19 protein-coding genes are annotated in these 18,983 nt (G+C 62.2%); 9 read left to right on the top strand and 10 right to left on the bottom strand.

Features of this window, described 5'->3' with window-relative positions:
• Window positions 1-332 precede the first annotated feature (332 nt).
• The 4 genes from AC1DZ5_RS09340 to AC1DZ5_RS09325 all read right to left on the bottom strand — a co-directional run bounded on the left by AC1DZ5_RS09340 (window position 333) and on the right by AC1DZ5_RS09325 (window position 4,036).
• Entirely contained in the window at window positions 333-1,088 is a 756-nt protein-coding gene (locus AC1DZ5_RS09340; protein WP_477888334.1) for a hypothetical protein, read from the bottom strand.
• A 111-nt stretch (window positions 1,089-1,199) separates the two neighbouring features.
• Window positions 1,200-2,045 (bottom strand): 2OG-Fe(II) oxygenase family protein, encoded by an 846-nt coding sequence (locus AC1DZ5_RS09335; RefSeq protein WP_477888332.1) that lies wholly within the window; start codon window positions 2,043-2,045, stop codon window positions 1,200-1,202.
• A 38-nt stretch (window positions 2,046-2,083) separates the two neighbouring features.
• Window positions 2,084-3,070: a nucleoside hydrolase gene (locus AC1DZ5_RS09330; RefSeq protein ID WP_477888330.1), complete on the bottom strand. Its 987-nt coding sequence runs from the start codon at window positions 3,068-3,070 to the stop codon at window positions 2,084-2,086.
• Between the two features lie 33 nt (window positions 3,071-3,103).
• Entirely contained in the window at window positions 3,104-4,036 is a 933-nt protein-coding gene (locus AC1DZ5_RS09325; protein WP_477888328.1) for a ribokinase, read from the bottom strand.
• 95 nt (window positions 4,037-4,131) lie between these two features.
• Between AC1DZ5_RS09325 and AC1DZ5_RS09320 the strand changes: the two genes are divergently transcribed.
• From AC1DZ5_RS09320 to AC1DZ5_RS09290, 7 genes are all read left to right on the top strand, one after another.
• Window positions 4,132-5,070 carry a PfkB family carbohydrate kinase gene (locus tag AC1DZ5_RS09320; RefSeq protein ID WP_477888326.1) on the top strand — a complete coding sequence of 313 codons (939 nt, stop codon included), beginning with the start codon at window positions 4,132-4,134 and terminating at the stop codon, window positions 5,068-5,070.
• 21 nt (window positions 5,071-5,091) lie between these two features.
• A complete protein-coding gene (locus AC1DZ5_RS09315) occupies window positions 5,092-6,024 on the top strand; it encodes a pseudouridine-5'-phosphate glycosidase (protein ID WP_477888324.1) in 933 nt (310 codons plus the stop codon).
• Window positions 6,025-6,176: 152 nt separating this feature from the next.
• Complete coding sequence (locus tag AC1DZ5_RS09310; RefSeq protein ID WP_477888322.1) at window positions 6,177-7,160, top strand: BMP family lipoprotein; 984 nt, start codon at window positions 6,177-6,179, stop codon at window positions 7,158-7,160.
• A 122-nt stretch (window positions 7,161-7,282) separates the two neighbouring features.
• A complete protein-coding gene (locus tag AC1DZ5_RS09305; protein WP_477888319.1) occupies window positions 7,283-8,836 on the top strand; it encodes an ABC transporter ATP-binding protein in 1,554 nt (517 codons plus the stop codon).
• Window positions 8,833-9,957 (top strand): ABC transporter permease, encoded by a 1,125-nt coding sequence (locus tag AC1DZ5_RS09300; protein WP_477888317.1) that lies wholly within the window; start codon window positions 8,833-8,835, stop codon window positions 9,955-9,957. The genes AC1DZ5_RS09305 and AC1DZ5_RS09300 overlap by 4 nt, the downstream gene beginning before the upstream one ends.
• Window positions 9,950-10,918, top strand: a complete 969-nt coding sequence (locus tag AC1DZ5_RS09295; RefSeq protein WP_477888315.1) for an ABC transporter permease — start codon at window positions 9,950-9,952, stop codon at window positions 10,916-10,918. Before AC1DZ5_RS09300 ends, AC1DZ5_RS09295 begins: the two co-directional genes overlap by 8 nt.
• Before the next feature lie 12 nt (window positions 10,919-10,930).
• On the top strand, window positions 10,931-11,668 hold the full coding sequence (locus AC1DZ5_RS09290) for a hypothetical protein (protein WP_477888313.1): 738 nt from the start codon (window positions 10,931-10,933) through the stop codon (window positions 11,666-11,668).
• Here the strand turns inward: AC1DZ5_RS09290 and AC1DZ5_RS09285 are convergent.
• Window positions 11,665-13,383 (bottom strand): FAD-dependent oxidoreductase, encoded by a 1,719-nt coding sequence (locus AC1DZ5_RS09285; RefSeq protein WP_477888311.1) that lies wholly within the window; start codon window positions 13,381-13,383, stop codon window positions 11,665-11,667. The genes AC1DZ5_RS09290 and AC1DZ5_RS09285 overlap by 4 nt on opposite strands.
• Window positions 13,380-13,652: an oxidative damage protection protein gene (locus AC1DZ5_RS09280; protein ID WP_029709568.1), complete on the bottom strand. Its 273-nt coding sequence runs from the start codon at window positions 13,650-13,652 to the stop codon at window positions 13,380-13,382. The genes AC1DZ5_RS09285 and AC1DZ5_RS09280 overlap by 4 nt, the downstream gene beginning before the upstream one ends.
• Window positions 13,653-13,780: 128 nt before the next feature.
• Here AC1DZ5_RS09280 and AC1DZ5_RS09275 point away from each other — a divergent pair, with 128 nt between their 5' ends.
• Window positions 13,781-14,296 (top strand): disulfide bond formation protein B, encoded by a 516-nt coding sequence (locus AC1DZ5_RS09275; protein WP_477888308.1) that lies wholly within the window; start codon window positions 13,781-13,783, stop codon window positions 14,294-14,296.
• Here the strand turns inward: AC1DZ5_RS09275 and AC1DZ5_RS09270 are convergent.
• Window positions 14,293-15,216: a sterol desaturase family protein gene (locus AC1DZ5_RS09270; RefSeq protein WP_477888306.1), complete on the bottom strand. Its 924-nt coding sequence runs from the start codon at window positions 15,214-15,216 to the stop codon at window positions 14,293-14,295. The two genes, AC1DZ5_RS09275 and AC1DZ5_RS09270, sit on opposite strands and share 4 nt — an antisense overlap.
• Window positions 15,217-15,364: 148 nt before the next feature.
• Here AC1DZ5_RS09270 and AC1DZ5_RS09265 point away from each other — a divergent pair, with 148 nt between their 5' ends.
• Window positions 15,365-15,943, top strand: coding sequence for a TetR/AcrR family transcriptional regulator (locus AC1DZ5_RS09265; protein ID WP_477888304.1), 579 nt, complete (start codon window positions 15,365-15,367; stop codon window positions 15,941-15,943).
• A 7-nt stretch (window positions 15,944-15,950) separates the two neighbouring features.
• Here the strand turns inward: AC1DZ5_RS09265 and AC1DZ5_RS09260 are convergent, their stop codons facing one another.
• Genes AC1DZ5_RS09260 through AC1DZ5_RS09250 form a run of 3 tightly spaced genes read right to left on the bottom strand, consistent with a single transcriptional unit; the run spans window position 15,951 to window position 18,906 of the window.
• Entirely contained in the window at window positions 15,951-16,598 is a 648-nt protein-coding gene (locus AC1DZ5_RS09260) for a rhodanese-like domain-containing protein (protein WP_477888302.1), read from the bottom strand.
• A gap of 8 nt (window positions 16,599-16,606) precedes the next feature.
• Window positions 16,607-17,962 carry a chromate efflux transporter gene (gene chrA / locus AC1DZ5_RS09255; protein ID WP_477888300.1) on the bottom strand — a complete coding sequence of 452 codons (1,356 nt, stop codon included), beginning with the start codon at window positions 17,960-17,962 and terminating at the stop codon, window positions 16,607-16,609.
• Window positions 17,959-18,906 carry a chromate resistance protein ChrB domain-containing protein gene (locus AC1DZ5_RS09250; protein WP_477888298.1) on the bottom strand — a complete coding sequence of 316 codons (948 nt, stop codon included), beginning with the start codon at window positions 18,904-18,906 and terminating at the stop codon, window positions 17,959-17,961. Before AC1DZ5_RS09250 ends, chrA begins: the two co-directional genes overlap by 4 nt.
• Window positions 18,907-18,983 lie beyond the last annotated feature (77 nt).

The raw sequence follows: 18,983 nt of genomic DNA, 5'->3' as shown, positions 1-18,983 counted from the left end.
AAAAAATGGCATTTTTTCATATCCAGTCTGCGTGAGCTGCTCTCATAAAAATAGCGACAAACACCGCAGTCTTCACTCTCGATTTTGACCACTCAGTTGGACTCTGAATATCCCCCGTTCGGGTCATTTCTTGGATGTCGGCTTCCGCCGCATTGCAGTCTACAAGAGCTACACCGGAAGCAAAGTTCGGCTTCGACCGTTGCTGGCCCATAGCTCCACTCAAGACGTGTGTTTTGAATGCTTCTCCGCTCGATTTGCTATCAAAATAGAAGCTATTCGCGCATATTCCTTGGGGGCTAGAAGCCAATTTTGTCTAAAGCTGCGCTCGCCAACTAGGTATTCGACTGATACGCCGACACCCCATACCCCCCAAATCCCGAGCTGCTGTTGCTGGACTGCGTTGCCAGCTGTTGCATCAGCGTGGCCATGGCATTCTTCTGGGTTTTGAGCAGGGAGGCTCGCTGGTTCAGCGCGTCGATGGAGCCAGCTACGGCGCTGCCGGCGGCCAGTTCTTTGGTGGCCACCTTGTCGACCAAGCTGCTCAGTTTCTCCAGCGTGGCTTCCACGGCGGTGGGGTTTGCTTTTTGGGCCGCGTCGAACTTGGTGGCGTCCAGGGTGAGCGTGCCATCGGTCTGCTGCTTGAAACCAATCTTCTTCAATGCGTCCAGCACCGCGGGGTTGGAGGTGACGGCCCGGCCCAGGTCGTTGCTCACGCGCTTGGCGTTGCCGGATTCAGCAATGCCTGACGTGGTCTTGCCGGTGGTGATGGCGGTGTTGAAAGTGCTGACCAGCTTGTTCACCGCGGCTTTGATATCGGCCGCTGGGGACGCTGCGGTGAGGCCGCGCAAACTTTTGGCGGCCAGTTGCGCGTCTGACACGGCGGAGATGAGTTTGCCGTAGGCCGAGAGCTGTGTGGTGGTGGTGTCCAGCTGCGACTGGATGCGGCTGCCCGCCTTGGTGGCGGCTTGGGATGCCGGGCTCAGTTTGGCTGCGGCCTGGGCCGCCTTTTGCTCCGCGGTTTGGGTGCTGGTGTTGGTGCTGGTATTGACGCCAGCAGTGCTGGACTTGAGTATTTGGCTGATATCCACGGTGGTCCCCTGTGCGCAGATGGCGCGTGCGCACGAAGGTACCGGAACCCGCCCGGGCAAGACGCCCGATATGGCGGGGAAAAGGCGGGTATTTCCCCGCTAGCGCTCAGTTCAGTACTTCTTGCCGCGCAGCTCTTCCATGCGCTCGTTGAAGTACGTTTCCACCGTGTAGCGCTCGGACAGCACCACCTCGCGGCGCGGGTGCAAAAACAGCGGCAGCGAGATGCGTGACTTCTTGGCGCCTTCGCCCTTGGGGTTGAGCACGCGGTGCGAGGTGCTGGGGTAGTAGTGGCCAGAGGCCTCTTGCAGCATGTCGCCAATATTGACGATCAGGTAGCCAAAGTCGCAGGGCACGTCGTGCCAGGCGTTGTCTTTGCCTTTGACCTGCAGGCCGGGCTCGGTCGCTGCGGGCAAGATGGTCAACAGGTTAATGTCTTCATGCGCCGCAGCGCGCACGGCATCGGGGTCTTCATCGCCCTGCAGAGGTGGGTAGTGCAGCACGCGCAACAGGGTGTGGTCGCTGCCTTCAATCATCTTTGGCAGCGGCATGGAGTAACGCGCCTTGACTTCGGCCGGGGAATTGTCTTCCACCCAGCCCAGCAGCGTGGCGGCCAGCGCCGCACCCTGCGCGTAGTAGCGCTGGGCGTTGTCACTCACCTCGGCCGGGTAACGGCCCCAGGGGTAGATGTGGAAGAACTCTTTGAGGTCTTTTTTGGTATTGTTCTTGGCCGTCTCGGACACGCTGGGCGAGAAGTAACCGTCATGCTTGACCGGGTCGTGGGCGTACTGGTGCTTGGCCTCGGTTTTGAAGAAGCCCAGCCATTCGGCGTAAATGCTTTCCACCAGGTCTTGGTTCAGCGGGTGGTTCTTCAGCACGCCAAAGCCTGTTTCATGCAGGCTTTTGCAAAACTCTTGTGGAGCGGTAGGGCTGGTGAAGTCAACAACGGGTAAATGCATGGCGGTCCTCGCAGGCGTGTCTGTTGTGCGTTAAAAAATTACAGCCAGTTCGACATCAGGGTCGATTCGATCAGGTCGCGCGCTGCATCCACCTTGAGGTTCATGCAGGCGTGGGTGTCGGGCACATCGTCGCCCCAGCCGGGTTGGGGGTAGAAGATGTCCTTGCGGCGCATCATGGTTTGGCCGTTGCCGGGGCCGTCCAGTGTCACACGCACGCGGCCGGTCTGGATCTCGAAGAATTCGGGGTTGGTCAGCGCCACAAAGGCCAGCACGTCATGCCCAAAGCAACCGTGGATCTTGGCCACATGGGGGTACAGGCCGCTGTAGAAATCGGAATAGAAGCTCACAGCGTGGTGCAGCACGTCGGTGGCCACATGCTTGTGGTGGTCGGCCACGCGTTTGAACAGGGCCAGCGGCACGATGAGCTGGTGCGTTACGTCCAGGCCCACCATGGTGAGCTTCCAGCCGGCAGTGAACACAAAGTCAGCCGAGTGCGGGTCGTTCCAGATATTGGCTTCGGCCACGGGGGACACGTTACCGGGTTCGGTCACCGTGCCACCCATGATGATGACTTCTTGCAGCAGCTGGGGCAGCTTGGGTTCCAGCTTCAGCGCGGTTGCCAGATTGCCCAGCGGACCAACGGCCACCAGCGTAATTTCGCCGGGATGGGCGCGTGCCATGTCCACGATGAACTGGGCGGAAGGGCGTGGGTCCAGCACACTCTTGGTGGGTATGCGGCTGGGCAGGTTGCCCAGGCCGTCGCCACCGTGGATGAAATCCGGCGGGGTGCCGGGGGCTTTGAGCCATGGGGTCTTCACACCTTGGGTCACGGGAATTTTCTTGCCGGCGATTTCGGTCAGGTACAGACCGTTGATGGCCGCTTGCTCCACCGTCACGTTGCCAAAGGTGGTGGTGATGCCCACCACGTCAATGCCGGGATGGGCCAGCGCGTAGTACAGCGCCATGGCGTCGTCCACACCAGGATCGGTGTCATAAATTACTTTGCGTGCGGTGGTGTTGCTCATACAAACGTCTCGGTTAAAAATGGGTTTAAAAAATTAGCTCAAGCCGCAGAAGGCACGCAGCGCCTGCTCGGCTTCTGGGGATGTCTTGGGGTGCTGGGCGATGAAGGCCGTGACCTCTGCCGCCTCGGGAATGCTGGACTGGGCGCCCCAGCGGGTACAGGCAATGGCGCTGGCCGCGCTGGCAAATTGCAACGCTTCTGGCAGTGCTTTACCCTGGCTCAGGGCCGCCACCAAGCTGCCGCAAAAGGTGTCACCTGCGCCCGTGGTGTCTACCGGCGTGATGGGATAGGCGCCTTGCAGCGTGAATGCACCGTGCTGGCGCGCGCAGCTGCCGTGGTGCCCCAGTGTGACGACCACGGTGGGAACGTTGATGCGCGCTAGGCATTCGGCAATGCTGCCGGTGTGGCCGGACACGGTGGCCAGCTCGCCTTCGTTCACCACCAGCACATCGGTATGTGCCAGCAACTCTGCGGGCAGGCTTTGGGCGGGGGCGGCGTTCAGCACCACGGTCACGCCCTGGGCGCGGGCGGCCTTGGCATAGGCGGTTACCGTTTCCAGAGGCGTTTCCAGTTGCAGGAGGAGGTGGGTGAAACCTTGCAGGCTGGGCAGGTGTTCGGGGCGCAGCTGGGCGTTGGCGCCGGGGGCGACGGTGATGGCGTTTTCGGCGTCATCAGACACGCAGATAAAAGCAGTGCCAGTGGGATGGTCGGGTGTGCGGATGGTGTGCAACTGCACATCGGCGCCTTTGAGCGAGGCTTCTAGCGGCACGGCAAATGCATCATCGCCCAGGCCCACCAGCATGTGTGTGGGGGCCGCACCGGCGCGGGCACTTGCCACAGCCTGGTTGGCACCCTTGCCACCGGGGAAGGTTTTGAAATCGCGGCCCAGCACCGTTTCTCCCGGGCTGGGGATGTGATGGGCGCGGACCACAAAGTCCAGATTCGCAGAGCCAGCCACAAGTATCATCGGTCGCACTTTCTGTACACAAAGAGCGTCTATTTTGACGCCGAATTTCCCGCCCACCGATAAGCCTCGGCGTATAGACCCCAATGCCCCTGCAAATGACCAGCCCTGCCGCCGCCCGCATCACCGTGGTGGGCGGTGCCAATATGGACGTGGGCGCCCAGACCCAAACCCCCTTGCTCCCGGGCGATTCCACGCCCGGCCATATCCACTACGCGCCTGGTGGTGTGGGCCGCAACATTGCGGAAAACCTGGCCCGCTTGGGCAGTGCCGTGGCCCTGGTCTCCGTGGTGGGGGACGATGCCTTTGGGCATGACATTCTGGCCCACACGGGCAGCGTGGGGGTGGATGTGTCGGGCGTCAAAGCCCTGGCAGGGCAACGCACCGCCACCTACCTGTCCATGCACGGCCCCGATGGGGACATGGCTTTGGCGGTGAACGACATGGCGATTTTGGAAAGCCTGACGCCCGAGCTGCTGAAAGCTGAAGAGGCCATGCCCGCGCATACCGATGTGCTGGTGCTGGACTGCAACCTGAGTGCGCCTACGCTGGCCTGGTTGCTGGAGCAGGCCACGCAGCCCGTGTTTGTGGACGCCGTGTCGGTGGCCAAATGCCAGCGCCTTGTGCCCGTGCTGGGCCGGGTGCATACCCTCAAGGTCAACCGCATTGAGGCCCAGGCCCTGTGTGGCACGGTGGTCGATACGATGGCGGATGCCCAGCGTGCAGCGCTGACCCTGCATGACCTAGGTGTGCAGCGTGTGGTGCTGAGCCTGGGCGCCTTGGGCGTGGCGTGGTGCGATGCCGATGGCAGCACTGGGGTGCGCTCTGCATCAGCGGTGCCCGTAGTCAACACCACTGGGGCAGGGGATGCCTTGCTGGCCGGGTTGGTGCATGCCTATGCGCAGGGTCTGTCCCTGTCGCGCAGTGTGGAATACGCCATGGCCTGCGCCGAGATCACCCTTTCCAGTACATTCGCCAACGCCCCGGATTTGTCGCACGCTGCGGTGCAAAGCCGATTGGCCGCTGTGGCGGCCTGAGCTAACTATTTTTGGACTTTTATGACACTGAACGCTTATCTTGATATCGCCCCTGAAGTGCAGCAGGCACTGGATGCGGGCCAGCCCGTTGTGGCGCTCGAATCCACCATCATTTCCCACGGCATGCCCTACCCGCAAAACGTGGCCACGGCTCTGCAGGTGGAGCAGGAAGTGCGCAACCATGGCGCCGTGCCCGCCACCATTGCCATCGTCAACGGCCGCCTGAAGGCTGGCTTGTCGTCAGCAAAGATTGAGGCGCTGGGCAAGTCCGGCCGTGATGTGGTGAAGGTGAGTCGCCGTGATGTGCCTTTCATCGTGGCCGCGGGCGCCACGGGTGCCACCACGGTGGCGTCCACCATGATCATTGCGGCCATGGCCGGCATTCGCCTGTTTGCCACGGGTGGCATTGGCGGCGTGCACCGTGGTGCGCAGCAAAGCTTTGACGTCTCTGCCGACCTGCAGGAGCTGGCGCAAACGCCGGTGGCTGTGGTGTGTGCCGGCGCCAAATCGATCCTAGATTTGCGCCTGACGCTGGAGTATCTGGAAACCCATGGCGTGCCCGTGGTGGGCTACCAGACCAATGCGCTGCCTGCCTTCTTTACACGCGACAGCGCCTTCTCGGTGGACTACCGTCTGAACACCCCGCAAGAGATTGCGCGTGCTTTACACGTCAAGTGGGCGATGTCCCTCAAGGGTGGCATGGTCATTGCTAATCCCATCCCCGAGGCCTATGCCATGCCACGGGCCGCGATTGATGCGGCCATCGAGCAGGCACTGGCTGAGGCACAGGCCCAGAACATTGGTGGCAAAGAGTCCACGCCGTTTCTGCTGGCCCGCGTGTGTGACATCACCGGTGGCGACAGCCTTGCTGCCAACATCCAGCTGGTGCTGAACAATGCAAGGCTGGCAGCGGCGGTGGGCATTGAATTGGCCGGGATGGGCGGGCGCGCCTGAGTGACTAAAGTCGGATGCTTGTAACGATAAACAGGTTATAACGATTAACTTATATACGGATAAGCACTGATGGTGACACTACAGCGCGAAGGTATTCTTGGCTTACATTGAAAAGCCGTTTTTTTAAACCTCATAGGGAATTGCGAGACGTTATGAACATCAAAACTACTGTGCACATGAGCCTGTTGGCCGCCACATTGGCTGCCAGCTTCCAGGCAATGGCTGCCGATCCCGCTATCGTGTTCGATATGGGTGGCAAGTTCGACAAGTCCTTCAACGAAGCCGCTTACACCGGCATCGAAAAGTGGAAAAAAGAAACTGGCAAGAAATACCTCCAGTTTGAAATCACCAACGAATCCCAGCGCGAGCAAGCGATCCGCCGTATGGCTGAGCGCGGTGCCAGCCCCATCATTGGCATTGGTTTTGGCCAAGCTTCCAGCATTGAAAAAGTAGCCAAGGAATTTCCCAAGCTGCAATTCGCCATCATCGACATGGTGGTGGACCTGCCTAACGTGCAGTCCGTGGTGTTCAAGGAACAAGAAGGTAGCTTCTTGGTGGGCGCTATGGCTGCCATGGCCAGCAAGACCGGTAAGGTCGGTTTTGTGGGCGGCATGGACATCCCCCTGATCCGCAAATTTGAGTGCGGCTACAAGCAAGGCGCCATGTACGCTAACCCCAAGGCTGAAATGATTGGCAACATGACCGGCACCACTGGCGCTGCATGGAACGACCCCGCACGCGGTGGTGAGTTGGCCAAGGCCCAGTTCTCGCAAGGCGTGGACGTGGTGTTTGCTGCTGCTGGTGGCACCGGTATCGGTGTGTACCAAGCCGCCAAGGACAGCGGCAAGCTGGCCATTGGTGTGGATAGCAACCAGAACCACCTGCAACCCGGCACCATGCTGACTTCTATGCTGAAGCGCGTGGACGTGGCCGTGTACAACGTGGCCAAGGGCCACAAGCCAGGCATTTCTGTGTTGGGCCTGAAAGAAGGCGGCGTGGACTACGCTGTGGACGCCAACAACGCCAAGCTGGTGACGGCCGACATGAAGAAGAAGGTGGACGCTGCCAAGGCCGACATCATCAGCGGCAAGATCAAAGTGGCTGACTTCATGGCGGACAACGCCTGCAAGTTCTAACAAGCTGACAAGGTGGGCGCAGGACGCAGGTCCGAGCCCGCTGCACGGAAAGACAAGCCCGCGGCGCCTTCGGTGCCGTGGGCTTTTCACATCAGTGGGAGTGCCCCTGTGAGGAGCGAGATTTGAGTTCAGAGAGCGCATCGCCAGCCATGGCTGCCCCGCTGGCAGTGCACATGAGCGGCATCAACAAGCGGTTTGGCGCCGTGGTCGCCAACGCGGATGTGGAGCTGCGGGTACACAGCGGCACCGTACACGGCATCGTGGGCGAAAACGGAGCGGGCAAAAGCACGCTCATGTCCATCTTGTATGGCTTCTACCAAGCGGATAGCGGTTCTATCGCGGTGCTGGGCAAGCCAGTCACCATTCGCCATGCGGACGATGCGATTGCCCAGGGCATTGGCATGGTCCACCAGCACTTCATGCTTGTGGACACGCTGACCGCGCTGGAAAACGTGATGCTGGGCGCCGAGCCCCATTGGCTGCTGAACCAGGCCGATGCCCTGGTGCGCAGCAAGCTGGAGAGCCTGATGCAGGCCACAGGCCTGCAGGTCAAGCTGGATGCGCTGGTGACCGATCTGCCTGTGGGCGACCGTCAGCGACTGGAAATTTTGAAGGCGCTGTACCGCGGCGCCAAGGTGCTCATATTGGATGAGCCCACTGCGGTGCTGACGCCGCAGGAAACCGAGCACCTGTTCAAGGTGCTGCGCGTGCTGCGCGAGCAGGGCACCACCATTTTGTTGATCACCCACAAACTCAAGGAAGTTATGGGCCTGTGCGACCGCGTGACGGTGATGCGCGGTGGCCGCGTGGTGCAGGAACTGCCGATTGCCGAGGCTTCCATCGAAAGACTGGCTGAGGCCATGGTGGGCCGCAAGGTCCAAATGGGCCGTGTGGATCAGGACACCCGCCCGGTGGGCGATGTGCTGTTGGACCTGCGCGATGTGCTGGTGCGCGACGCCATGCAGGTGGTGCGCTTGCAGGGACTGAACTTGCAGTTGCGCGCTGGAGAAATCGTTGGCGTGGCCGGCGTGTCCGGCAACGGCCAGAGCGAGTTGCTGGATGTGTTGTCCGGCTTGTTGGCCCCACAAGAAGGCAGCCTGCAGCTGGGCGGCCAACAGTTCGCGCCGCAACGCTGGCTGGACCCGCAAAGCGCACGCGCACTGGGCCTGGCCCATGTGCCCGAAGACCGCCATGCACGCGCGATGGTGATGGACTTTGTGGCATGGGAATCGGCCGTGCTGGGTTACGACGGGCTGACCGAATACGCCACGCGCGGCTGGATGGCCCATGGCCGCATGCGCCAGGCCACGGCCCGCATGATGGAGCGCTTTGACGTGCGCCCGCGCGACCCAGAGCTGGGTAGCAGCAAGTTCTCCGGTGGCAATCAGCAAAAACTGGTGCTGGCGCGCGAGCTGGGGCAGTCGCCCAAAGTGTTGCTGGTGGGCCAGCCCACACGTGGCGTGGACATTGGGGCGATTGAGTTTATTTATTCGCAGCTGCGCGCCATGCGCGACGCGGGCTGTGCGGTGCTGGTGGTATCCAGCGAACTGGATGAAATTTTGGCGTTGTCAGACAGGGTGATTGTGATGAACCAAGGGCGGGTCACCGGAGAGCTGGCCATACAGGATTGCACCGAGGCCGGCATTGGCCTGCTGATGACCGGAGGTGGGCAATGAGCGGCACCTATCCCTTGCCCCGATGGGCGGATCTTGTTCTACTGCCAGCCGTGTGCCTGTTGGTGGCCTTGCTGGCTGCTGCTGGCGTGGTGGCCCTGGTGGGGCAGGACCCGGTGGAAGTGATCTCGGTGCTGATCCACGGTGCCTTTGGTACTCAGCGCGGCATCAGCTACACGCTGTACTACGCGACCACCTTTATCTTCACCGGCCTGGCCGTTGCGGTGGCTTTCCACGGCGGCTTGTTCAATATTGGTGGGGAAGGCCAGGCTATTTTGGGTGGGTTGGGCGTGGGCTTGGTAGCGCTGTGGCTATCCCACGCATTGCCCGCCTGGATCATGTTGCCGCTGATGGTGTTGTCGGGGGCCTTGTTTGGTGCCGCCTGGGCGGCCGTGCCAGCCTACCTGCAGGCCTACCGTGGCAGCCATGTGGTGATCACCACCATCATGTTCAACTTCATTGCCAGTAGCTTGCTGGTCTACCTGCTGGTGAACCACTTGCGTCCCGCTGGCTCCATGTCGGTGGAGAGTGCAGCGTTTGCCGATTCGGCCAAGCTGCCTGCCATGCATGTGGCGCTGGGCTGGTTGGGTCTGGAGTGGGCCGATTCGCCCTTGAACCTGAGCCTGCTGCTGGCCCTGGCTGCCGCGCTGGGCGTGTACCTGTTTTTGTGGCGCACGCGGGCCGGCTACCACCTGCGTGCTGTGGGTTCCAGCCCCAGCGCAGCAGAGTACGCGGGCATCCGCTCGCGTCACCAGATCGTCATTGCCATGTCCATCTCGGGTGGGTTGGCAGGGCTGGTGGGCATGAACGAAATTGCTGGCGTGAACGGACGCCTGCTGCTGGAGTTTGTCAGCGGCGCCGGGTTCACTGGCATTGCAGTAGCGCTGATGGGGCGCAACCACCCGGTGGGAATCATTTTTGCCAGCGTGTTGTTTGGTGCCTTGTTCCAGGGTGGGGCCGAAGTGGCCTTTGAAGTAACCGGCTTCAGCCGCGACATGGTGGTAATGCTGCAAGGTTTTATCGTGCTGTTCTCCGGTGCCATGACATACGTGATTGCGCCCATGCTGGGCTGGGTGTTGGTGAAAGTGGCCAAGGTTTTCAAAGTGGGGGTGCGCCATGGATGACACGTTGTTTGTTGCCATGCTGGCATCTACGCTGCGCGTGTCGACGCCGCTGATCTTGTGCGCGTTGGCCGGCTTGCTGTCCGAGCGATCGGGTGTGGTGGACATTGGCCTGGAGGGCAAGATGCTGGCCGCCGCGTTTGCAGCGGGAGCCATGGGCGCCACCTACGAATCCACCCTGCTGGCGCTGCTGGTGGGGGTGCTGGTGGCCACCGCCTTGTCGTGGATGCATGGCCTGGCTTGCGTGAGCCACAAGGGCGACCAGGTGGTGTCGGGCGTGGCCATCAACATCATTGCCGCTGGCATGACGGTGGTGCTGGGCATCGCCTGGTTTGAGCAGGGCGGCCAGACGCCGCCCGTGAGCGCAGCTGTTCGTATCCAGCCGCTATTCCCGGCGCTGCAAGAGGCAGCCCAGAGTATTCCGGTGGTGGGGAATTTGCTGGGCCAGGGCTTGCTGAGCTACAACGCACTGGTGTACCTGGCGTTTGCATTGGTGCCGGCCACCTGGTGGTTGCTGTTCCGCACCCGCTTTGGCTTGCGCTTGCGTGCGGTGGGTGAGAACCCCCAAATGGTGGATGCCGCGGGGGTCTCGGTCAGCCGCTTGCGGTACACCGCGCTCACGCTCAATGGCGTGTTGTGTGGTCTGGCTGGGGGCTACCTGGTGCTGGCGCAGAGCGCCAATTTCTCGGCCAATATGACGGCGGGGCGGGGCTTTATGGCCCTTGCGGCGCTGATCTTTGGTCGTTGGCATCCGGTGAACGCGTTTTGGGCTTGTCTGCTGTTTGGCTTCTTGGATGCCGCGGCCATTCGCCTGCAGGGCGTGCACGTTCCTGGCATGGGTGAGGTGCCAGTGCAGCTGATTCAGGCACTGCCGTATTTGCTGACCGTGGTACTGCTCGCAGGCTTCATCGGCAAAGCCGTGGCGCCCCAGGCCCTGGGCAAACCGTACACCAAGGAGCGATAGACTCTCGGGTGTATGGCATCTACCGTTTGGGTCAAAGTTGTAGGGTTCAGTGATGTTGAGCGGCATTCGCTCAACACGCTATTTCGTTTGTCGGTACGCGACGGTCTGCAGTATTCGCTGTGGTCGCCCGAGTCTCCGGCATCGGCCCAGGTGGCCCTGATCGATGTTGATAGCTACGAGGCCGGTCTGGAGCTGGTCTCGCCCGGATTCAACCCCCATCTGAAGATGATTTGCGTGGGTGCCAAGGCGCCTACGCTGGCATGGCGCACCGTACAGCGTCCGGTGGACTGGACCGCCATGGTGCACATGCTGGACGAGTTGTTCGTGGCTTCGCCCGATGTGGACATCGACATCTCTTTGGACGAGCCCGCTGCGCCGGCCCTGCCGCCCGGTATCCGTGTCGCCTTGCTGGCGGCGCTGCCTGCCGAGGCGCGCCTGTACCTGCGGGCGCGGCTGGCGCTGGCCGGCATCACGGCGCTGGAAGAGGTAGACACCCTGAAGCAACTGGACGCGAAACTCAAAGAGCGTTCGTTTGACGTGGTGCTGGTGCATGTGGATGCCGAGCAACTGGATGCCTGGGCCATGGTCAAGCACTTGCAGGATTTGCCATCGCCCCAGCGCACCGTGATCGCGGTGGCGCAGCAACCGAACTGGAAGACCGTCAACCTGGCCGAGCGCATGGGCTGTATCGGTGTGATGGAAATGCCGTTCAACCCCCAGCAGGTGTTCAGCCTGCTGCAGCGCGTTTAGTCGTCCGACACTGGCTTGCGGGTCGCTCCGCGGCGGCGTCCGGTGCGGGCCACGTCCAGACTGCGTGCCAGGCTGGCCTCCAGCGGCCAGGGCTCGCCACACAGGCGGGCGGCCAGCAACTGGGCTCCCAAGGCCGAAAAACTCAAGCCCCGGGCACCCATGCCCACTTGCATCCACAGAGAGGGCTGTGCGCCTTCGGTAAGTGGCCCCACCAGCGGCAGCCGGTCGTGCGTCACACAACGGGTGCCAGACCAGTGGGTGACACGCTCGTTCTCAAACTCAGGCGCTAGCTGCGTGCCCACTGCGGGCAATAGTTCACTTAGTTTTTTCGCATTCGCTTGGTGTTGGTGGGCCAGCGGCGCGATGGCTGGGCCTGCGCGTTCGGGAATGGCTTCAGGTTCAAACGTGGCACCGGCAAGCCAGCTGCGGCCCGTGTCCAGCGGCACATCAGGAATAAAACTGCCATGGCCATTGACCGGGTGGGCTGGCCAGTCAGCAGGCAGGGGGAGCGGCGTAGGGCCCTGGCTGATAGTGCCGTGCACGGCCTGCAGGCTGGCAAGTCGCTGCAGCAGGCCGGTGCTGAGCAAGGGTGCCGTGTCTTCGTGGAGCAGCAGGGGCACGCTGCCTGTGGCATTGGCGCATACCACTACATCGGCCTGTGCCAGCGTGGTGGCCGATGCATCCTGCAACCGCCAGGTGGTGCCATCCCAATGCAGTGCAGCCACATGGGAGGAGCCTTGGTAGCGGATGTTTGGGTGGTCCAACCAACGCAAGATCAGTTGGGCAGGTTGGATCCACGCGGCCTGGGCGTGCCACAGGCTGCCTCCAATATCAAGCTGTTGCTCCTGCACGCCGGTCAGTTGCCAGTCGTGGCCTTCGGCAAGCAGCGTGCGGGCATGGTGCAGCATCAGGCGCACGCCCACGCGTGACATGCGGGAGCGCGGGCTGTCGTCGGCCGACACATGTGGCACGACCAGGCCGGCGGGCAGACCGGAGGCACCACCGGCGGGCGCCGGGTGCTGGTCCAGCACGGTGACCTTCCAACCACGCAGGGCCAGGGCCTGTGCCACGCTGGCCCCGGACAGGCCCGCACCGATGACGGCGCAATGGGCTGGTGTGCGGTTGGCAGGCTCGGCATCGCGCGGGCCCAGGGACCAACCTGGGTTGAATTCGGCACTCAGGTCCGTGCTGCCTTGCACGTCTACAAAGCCAGCTTCCGCCAGCCAGGCAGGGGCCGACCCGGGAGCTGCGTGCCACTGTAGGCGAGCACCGCGTTGGCAGCAGCGTGCCAGGCCTTTGGTGGCCCATTTGTCCCAAGTCGCATCGGGCTGCACCCACACGGTGTTGGCTTTGAAGGCCAGCTCGGCCAGCACCGGTTTGGCGTCGCCCACGCACAGCGTGAGTGAGACCAGGCCACCGTCCAGCAGCAGGCGGTGAAAGCCGGTGTCCAGGCCTTTGCTCTGGTGGCCAAGGGTCAGTGCCAGGTCTGCGTGGGAGGGGGATGTGTCAGGGGTATCGCTCAGAGCCTGCAGCTGTGCCAGGCTCAGGATGCCCACGTAATGCAGGACGCGTGGGCGCTGCGGGTCGGTGCGCCAAGCCAGCCAGCAATCGAAGAAGGCCGTGCCTGCCGCAAAGTGCGTGTCCAGCACGGTCCAGGCGGCTTGGCCTGCCCAGGCACCGGGCAGGTGGCTGGGCGTGAGGGGGCTCAGGGTCAAGCCGAAGGGGGAACGTAGCCCTGTGCGGCGTCGGCGCCGTCGCCAAAGAAATGGTTTTCCATCTGGCGAGCTAGGTACTGGCGGGCGCGGGCGTCGGCCAGGTTCAGGCGGTTTTCATTCACCAGCATGGTCTGGTGCTTGAGCCAGGCGGCCCAGGCCTCTTTGCTCACGCCTTCCCAGATGCGCTTGCCCAGCTCGCCGGGGTAGGGAGGGAAATCCAGGCCTTCGGCTTCTTTGCCTAGCTTGATACATTGAACGGTGCGTGCCATGGAGATGCCTTTGGATGGTGTGAAAATCAGAAGGCTGAATTTTATGGGGTTTGGAGTGTCCTGCTGTTCGCAGGGAACTTCGGACACCGCTGCGGCACCAATACGCTGCAATCAACCCTGGAACATTGATGTTGAAACTGGTACTGGACTGGATGGACCACACGCCGCGGCGTGTGTATGGCGTGGTGGCGCTGGCCTGTGTGGGGCTGTTGGCGTTTGGCCTGTATTTGCAGCACGTGGTGGGGCTAGAGCCTTGCCCGATGTGCATCGTGCAGCGGTACGCTCTTGTTTTGGTAGCAGTCTGCGCAGCGTTGACGGGGGCTAGCGGCCGAAAAGGCTTGCATATTGTCGGTGGTGTGCTGCTGGTGATCCTGTCCGTGCTGGGCGCCTATGTGGCTGCTCGCCAGAGCTGGCTGCAGTGGTACCCGCCCGAGGTGGTGTCCTGCGGGCGCGACCTGTACGGCATGATCGAAACCTTCCCCTTGAAGCGCGCGCTGCCCATGATCTTTCGTGGCGGCGGCGACTGCAGCAAGGTGGATTGGACCTTTTTGGGCGCCACCATCGCCAACTGGTCGTTCCTGTGCTTCTGTGGTTTGGCGCTGGTGGGCTCTTTGCAGACCTGGCGCAGCCTGCGCCGGGCTTAACCCTCGGACCTGAAGGGCAATGCCAAAACCTTGCCCAGTTCGCTGCTAGCGGGGTATTGGTTGGGTGTTTGCACTCCTAGCGCGGCGGGCAGGCGCTTGGGGGCATAAACAAAGGTGCCAAACACCAAATCCCAGAACGGCGTGAGCACGCCGAAGTTCTTGGCCTCTGCCATGTCTGCGCTGTGGTGAAAACGATGCAACTCGGCCCCCACCAGCAGGTAGTTCAGGGGCCCGGCCTTGATGTCCACATTGAAGTGGGACACCAGCCCCTGCAATCCCATCAGGGCATTGAACAAAAAGATGGACTCGGGACGCGCGCCCAGCGCCACCAGCGGCCACTGCACCAGCGCCAGCGAGATCAGCAGGTTCAACGGATGGCCGACCGGGTGCATCAGCAAATACACCTTGTCTGGCAGATGGTGGGCCACGTGGGCCTTCCACAGCCAGGCACCCCAGCGGCCCGTGCCGACATGGCTCAGGCGGTGGTACCAGTACTGGAAAAACTCGAATGCCAACAGCAGTGCCAGAAACTCCACCAGGACCGAGGTGTTGGCGACGATGCCCGTGTTGAGGCGGCTCATGTCCAGCGCCAGCCAGCCCAGGCCGAATTTCAGCAGCCCCATGAGGCCACCGTTGACGGCCATGTACTTCAGGTCACGCCTGAAGCTGGCCCAGGTCATCTTCCATTCAGACCTGGCCGGATAGGCAAACTCCACTGCCAGCATCAATGCCATGCGCGCACCGCCCATCCAGGCAAACACGGTGGCCAGATTCCAGCCGTGGGCCGATGCGCCGAAGTACAGCGCCAGCGTGCTGCCCAGCAGCAGGGGGTAGAAAAGGGTGGAGACCAAGGTGCCCATGGCGCCATGCGTTGGGGTGAGTGCCGGGTCCGGCGAGGCCGCGGAGGGAGAAGGGTGCATACAATTCCTTGCGAAGATAGCGGACACTGTGTCCAATAAAGGGCTTCGTGGCCGCTATCTTCCGGGCACTGGCAAATGCCTCCAAGCACCTTGCGCAGCCCTCCGGCCACTACCAGACACAACGCGATCTCGTGTTCAGGAGACCTCTATGAAAACCCGTTTACCTGCACCTGCAGAGGTAGTGGACCGCCGCATCCAGCGCACCCGGGACGCGCTGCGTGAGGCATTGATGCAGCTGATGGTGGAGTGCGGCTGGGACGCTATCGACGTGCTGACGTTGTGTGACCGCGCCAATATTGGCCGCTCGACCTTCTACCAGCACTATCCCAACAAGGAGGAGCTGCTCAAGGCCAACTTTGCCGGGCTGCGCGACGCCTTGTTGGCGCAGGCGCTTGCAGGCCCTGCGCAGCCAGGGCAACTGGCTTTTGTGTCGGGCTTGATTGCCCATGTGCACGAGGCACAGGATGTGTTCCGTGCCCTACTCGGGCGCCGCTCTGGCCACTACGTGCAAGACAGATTCCGGGAGCTGTTGATTGAGCTGGTGGTGGCCGGCACGCCGGGTAAGGCACGCGGTTGGCAGGCCGCTGCCCAGGCGCACTACCTGGGCGGGGCGCTGTTTGAACTATTGGCCTGGTGGCTGGGCAGTAACCGCCCCCACAAGCCTGCTGAAATTGAGGCACTGTTTGACCAATGGAGCCAGCCCGTGCTGGCCATGTCCGCGTCCTGACACAGGCCTAAACTGCTAAGGGTTTGGGCTCGACGGTCAGCCCAGCGGCTTGCCAGGCGTCAATGCCACCTGTCAGGTAGCGCGCCTTCAGGCCCGCGGCGTGCAGGCGCAGGGCGGTGACCCGGCCCACCTCGTGGCCATAGACGCAATAGACAACGATCTCTTTACCAGTGGGTAAATCCCGCGCCCAATTGCCCACGGTTGCGGGATCGTTCCACTGCGAGCCGGCCAGTTTGGTGGGCGCTTTCTCAAACACGCCAGCGCGGCGTACGTCCAACACCACAGCGCCTGCGATATCGGCGTGCCCGGCGCCCAGGGATTCAGTGGCGTCATGCACGGCGGTCTGATAGCGTTCATAGACTTGGCCCCATGGAAGGCTGCACATGAAATCGTCTGCGTCGCCAATGGCTGCAGCGGAGAGCGCCTCTTGGCCCAGTGCCAGCAAAACGACCTCATCGTCCCCAGCTGGGCTGGCGGTGGGGGACCACTGGTGTACCAGCGCCCCCGTCAGCGGCTGAAACACCAGCAACGCCGATCCTTTTGGGGTGGTCGCTGCTGCGGTGGACAGAAACGCGGCCAGCCAGGCCTCTTTGCTGCCGAAGTTGCTGGCGAGTGCCAGCTCCATGGCCGGTGTCATGGTGGTGGGAGTTTGCATGGGGAGCCTTAGACGGAGAGGGGTTGCAGAAAGGTCAGTGCCAGCCCGGCCAAGCCGGATGCCAGGACCACGGGAATCACGCCAACTTTGAAGCGGAACAGGGCGAGCGCCGCGGCAGCGCCAATGAGTAGCGACGCCCATTCAAAGTGCCCGCCCGGCCCTTGGGGCCAGAGCACGTGGTACGCAAAGAACACGGCCAGGTTGACGATGACTCCCACCACTGCGGCGGTGATGCCGCTCAGCGGTGCAGTGAACTTCAAGTTGCCATGGGTGGACTCGATGAAGGGCGCGCCCAGCAGGATGAGCATGAACGACGGCAAAAAGGTGAAGAAGGTGACCACGCTGGCGGCGATGGCACCCGAGAGCAGCAGCGAGTCAGCGCCAAAAATCGCCTTGGTCCAGCCACCCACAAAGCCCACGAACGACACCACCATGATGAGCGGGCCCGGCGTGGTTTCGCCCAATGCCAGGCCGTCAATCATTTGCGGCGCGGTAAGCCACTGGAAGTGCTCCACCGCGCCCTGGAACACATAGGGCAGCACGGCATAGGCGCCGCCAAACGTCATCAGCGCGGCCTTGGTGAAGAACCAGCCCATTTGCACCAACACCGAGTCCCAGCCGTAGGCGGCTACCAGCAGCCCCATACCGACCAGCCAGATGGCCAGGCTCACTATCAGCACGCGGGCAAAGCGCGCCCAGGTGAACAGGGCGTGGGGTGGGGTAGGCGTGTCATCGTCGATCAAGGCTGGGCCCAAAGACTTTGCTTTAGAGCCGTGGCCACCGCTCACCTTGAACTTGGCAGGTGCCAAGCGCCCACCCAGGTAGCCAATGGCGCCCGCGGCCAGCACGATGAGGGGGAAAGGCAGTTGCAAGGCAAAGATGGACACAAATGCCGCAACGGCAATGCCCCAGAGCCAGGCGTTCTTCAAGGACCGTGAACCCACGCGGTAGGCCGCATGCACCACCAGCGCGGTCACCGCGGGCTTGATGCCGTAGAACACGCCCGCAATGGCTGGCACATGGCCGTACGCCATATAGACCCACGACAGGCCCACCAGGATGAACAGCGAGGGCAGCACAAACAGCACGCCAGCCACGATACCGCCCCAGGTGCGGTGCAGCAGCCAGCCGATGTAGATGGCCAACTGCTGCGCCTCGGGGCCGGGCAGCAGCATGCAGTAGTTCAGCGCATGCAGAAAGCGGTTTTCCGAGATCCAGCGGCGCCGCTCTACTAGGTCCTCATGCATGATGGCAATTTGTCCTGCAGGGCCGCCAAAGCTAATGAAACCGAGTTTGAGCCAGTAGACAAAGGCCTCGCCAAAGCTCAGGCGGGCTGGCGGTGTTGCGGTGGTGGGTGCAGTCATGGTCGGGCCGCCAGGGCGGCGGCGTACAAGGCGTCAAAAAGAGGCAGGGCGGCGGTCAGCAGGGCGTCGTCCTTGGGGTGTTGGGTTTGCAGGCCGCGCACCAGGGTCTCGATGCCCGCGGCTTCGTCCACTGGAATGCCGCCCACATCGATGTAGTGCACCAACTGGCCCACGCGCTGCAGAGCGGGGTCAGCATCCAGCCCAAAGCTGCGTGCCACTACTTCAAACGTCACCAGCGCGCCCACGTGGGTAAAGCGGGCACCGTCGAAGTCAAAGCCCAGCGCAGTTTTGGGGCATTTTTTGGGATCGTCTAGCCACACGAAACGGGGCGCTTTGTCGACAAAGCGGGTGATGAGCCAAGCGGTGGCAATGCGGTCCACCCAGGGGCGCTTGCGCGTGGCCCAGGCTTTTCCCTGAAAGTCCGCCAAGGCCAGGTGTGGGATGGTCTCAGTGCGGGCATTGGGCTCACCGGGGGACAGCTTTTGTGCGACTTCCTGGCGCAGGGTAAGCAAGGCTGCACCGGTTTTTTCACCGGCTTTGCCAGGGAAGAAGTCACTGGCCTGAATGGCGTGGAGTTGCTGCTCCAGCCCGCGCAGGGTTTTGTGCAGCTCGCCCTCGGTGGCGGTCTTGATCTGCTTGCGGGCCTCTTTGATGGACTGCAGCAGCTCGGCATACAGCTCGCTGCGGTCAAACAGTGCCTGGAAGGCCGATTCCTGCGCAGCGTCTCGCGGGCTTACTTCCAGCATGTGTGCATCTGCCTCACTGTCGTGGATAAGTCTTTCAATGTCCCACAGCGCCTGAGCTGTGGGGGCGGTAGTGGGCAACAAGTACACCCCTTCGCGCAAGGTGCCGGCCCCTGTGGCCTTGAGTGCTCGCCACACCCGCACGCGCAGGGCGCTGGGGTGGGTGGGCAGGGTGGCGGTGAGCAATAGCCATGTGTTCATGTAGCAAATATCTCATATTGTGATGATTGACACAATACATTTTTGAACTTGTTTGGATTTGTTTTTGCATATCGGTA

It is taken from the genome of Rhodoferax sp. P1_F3 (assembly GCF_056405715.1).
Note: the sequence above shows the minus strand (reverse complement) of the source record. Positions and strands in the feature narration are given on the sequence as shown.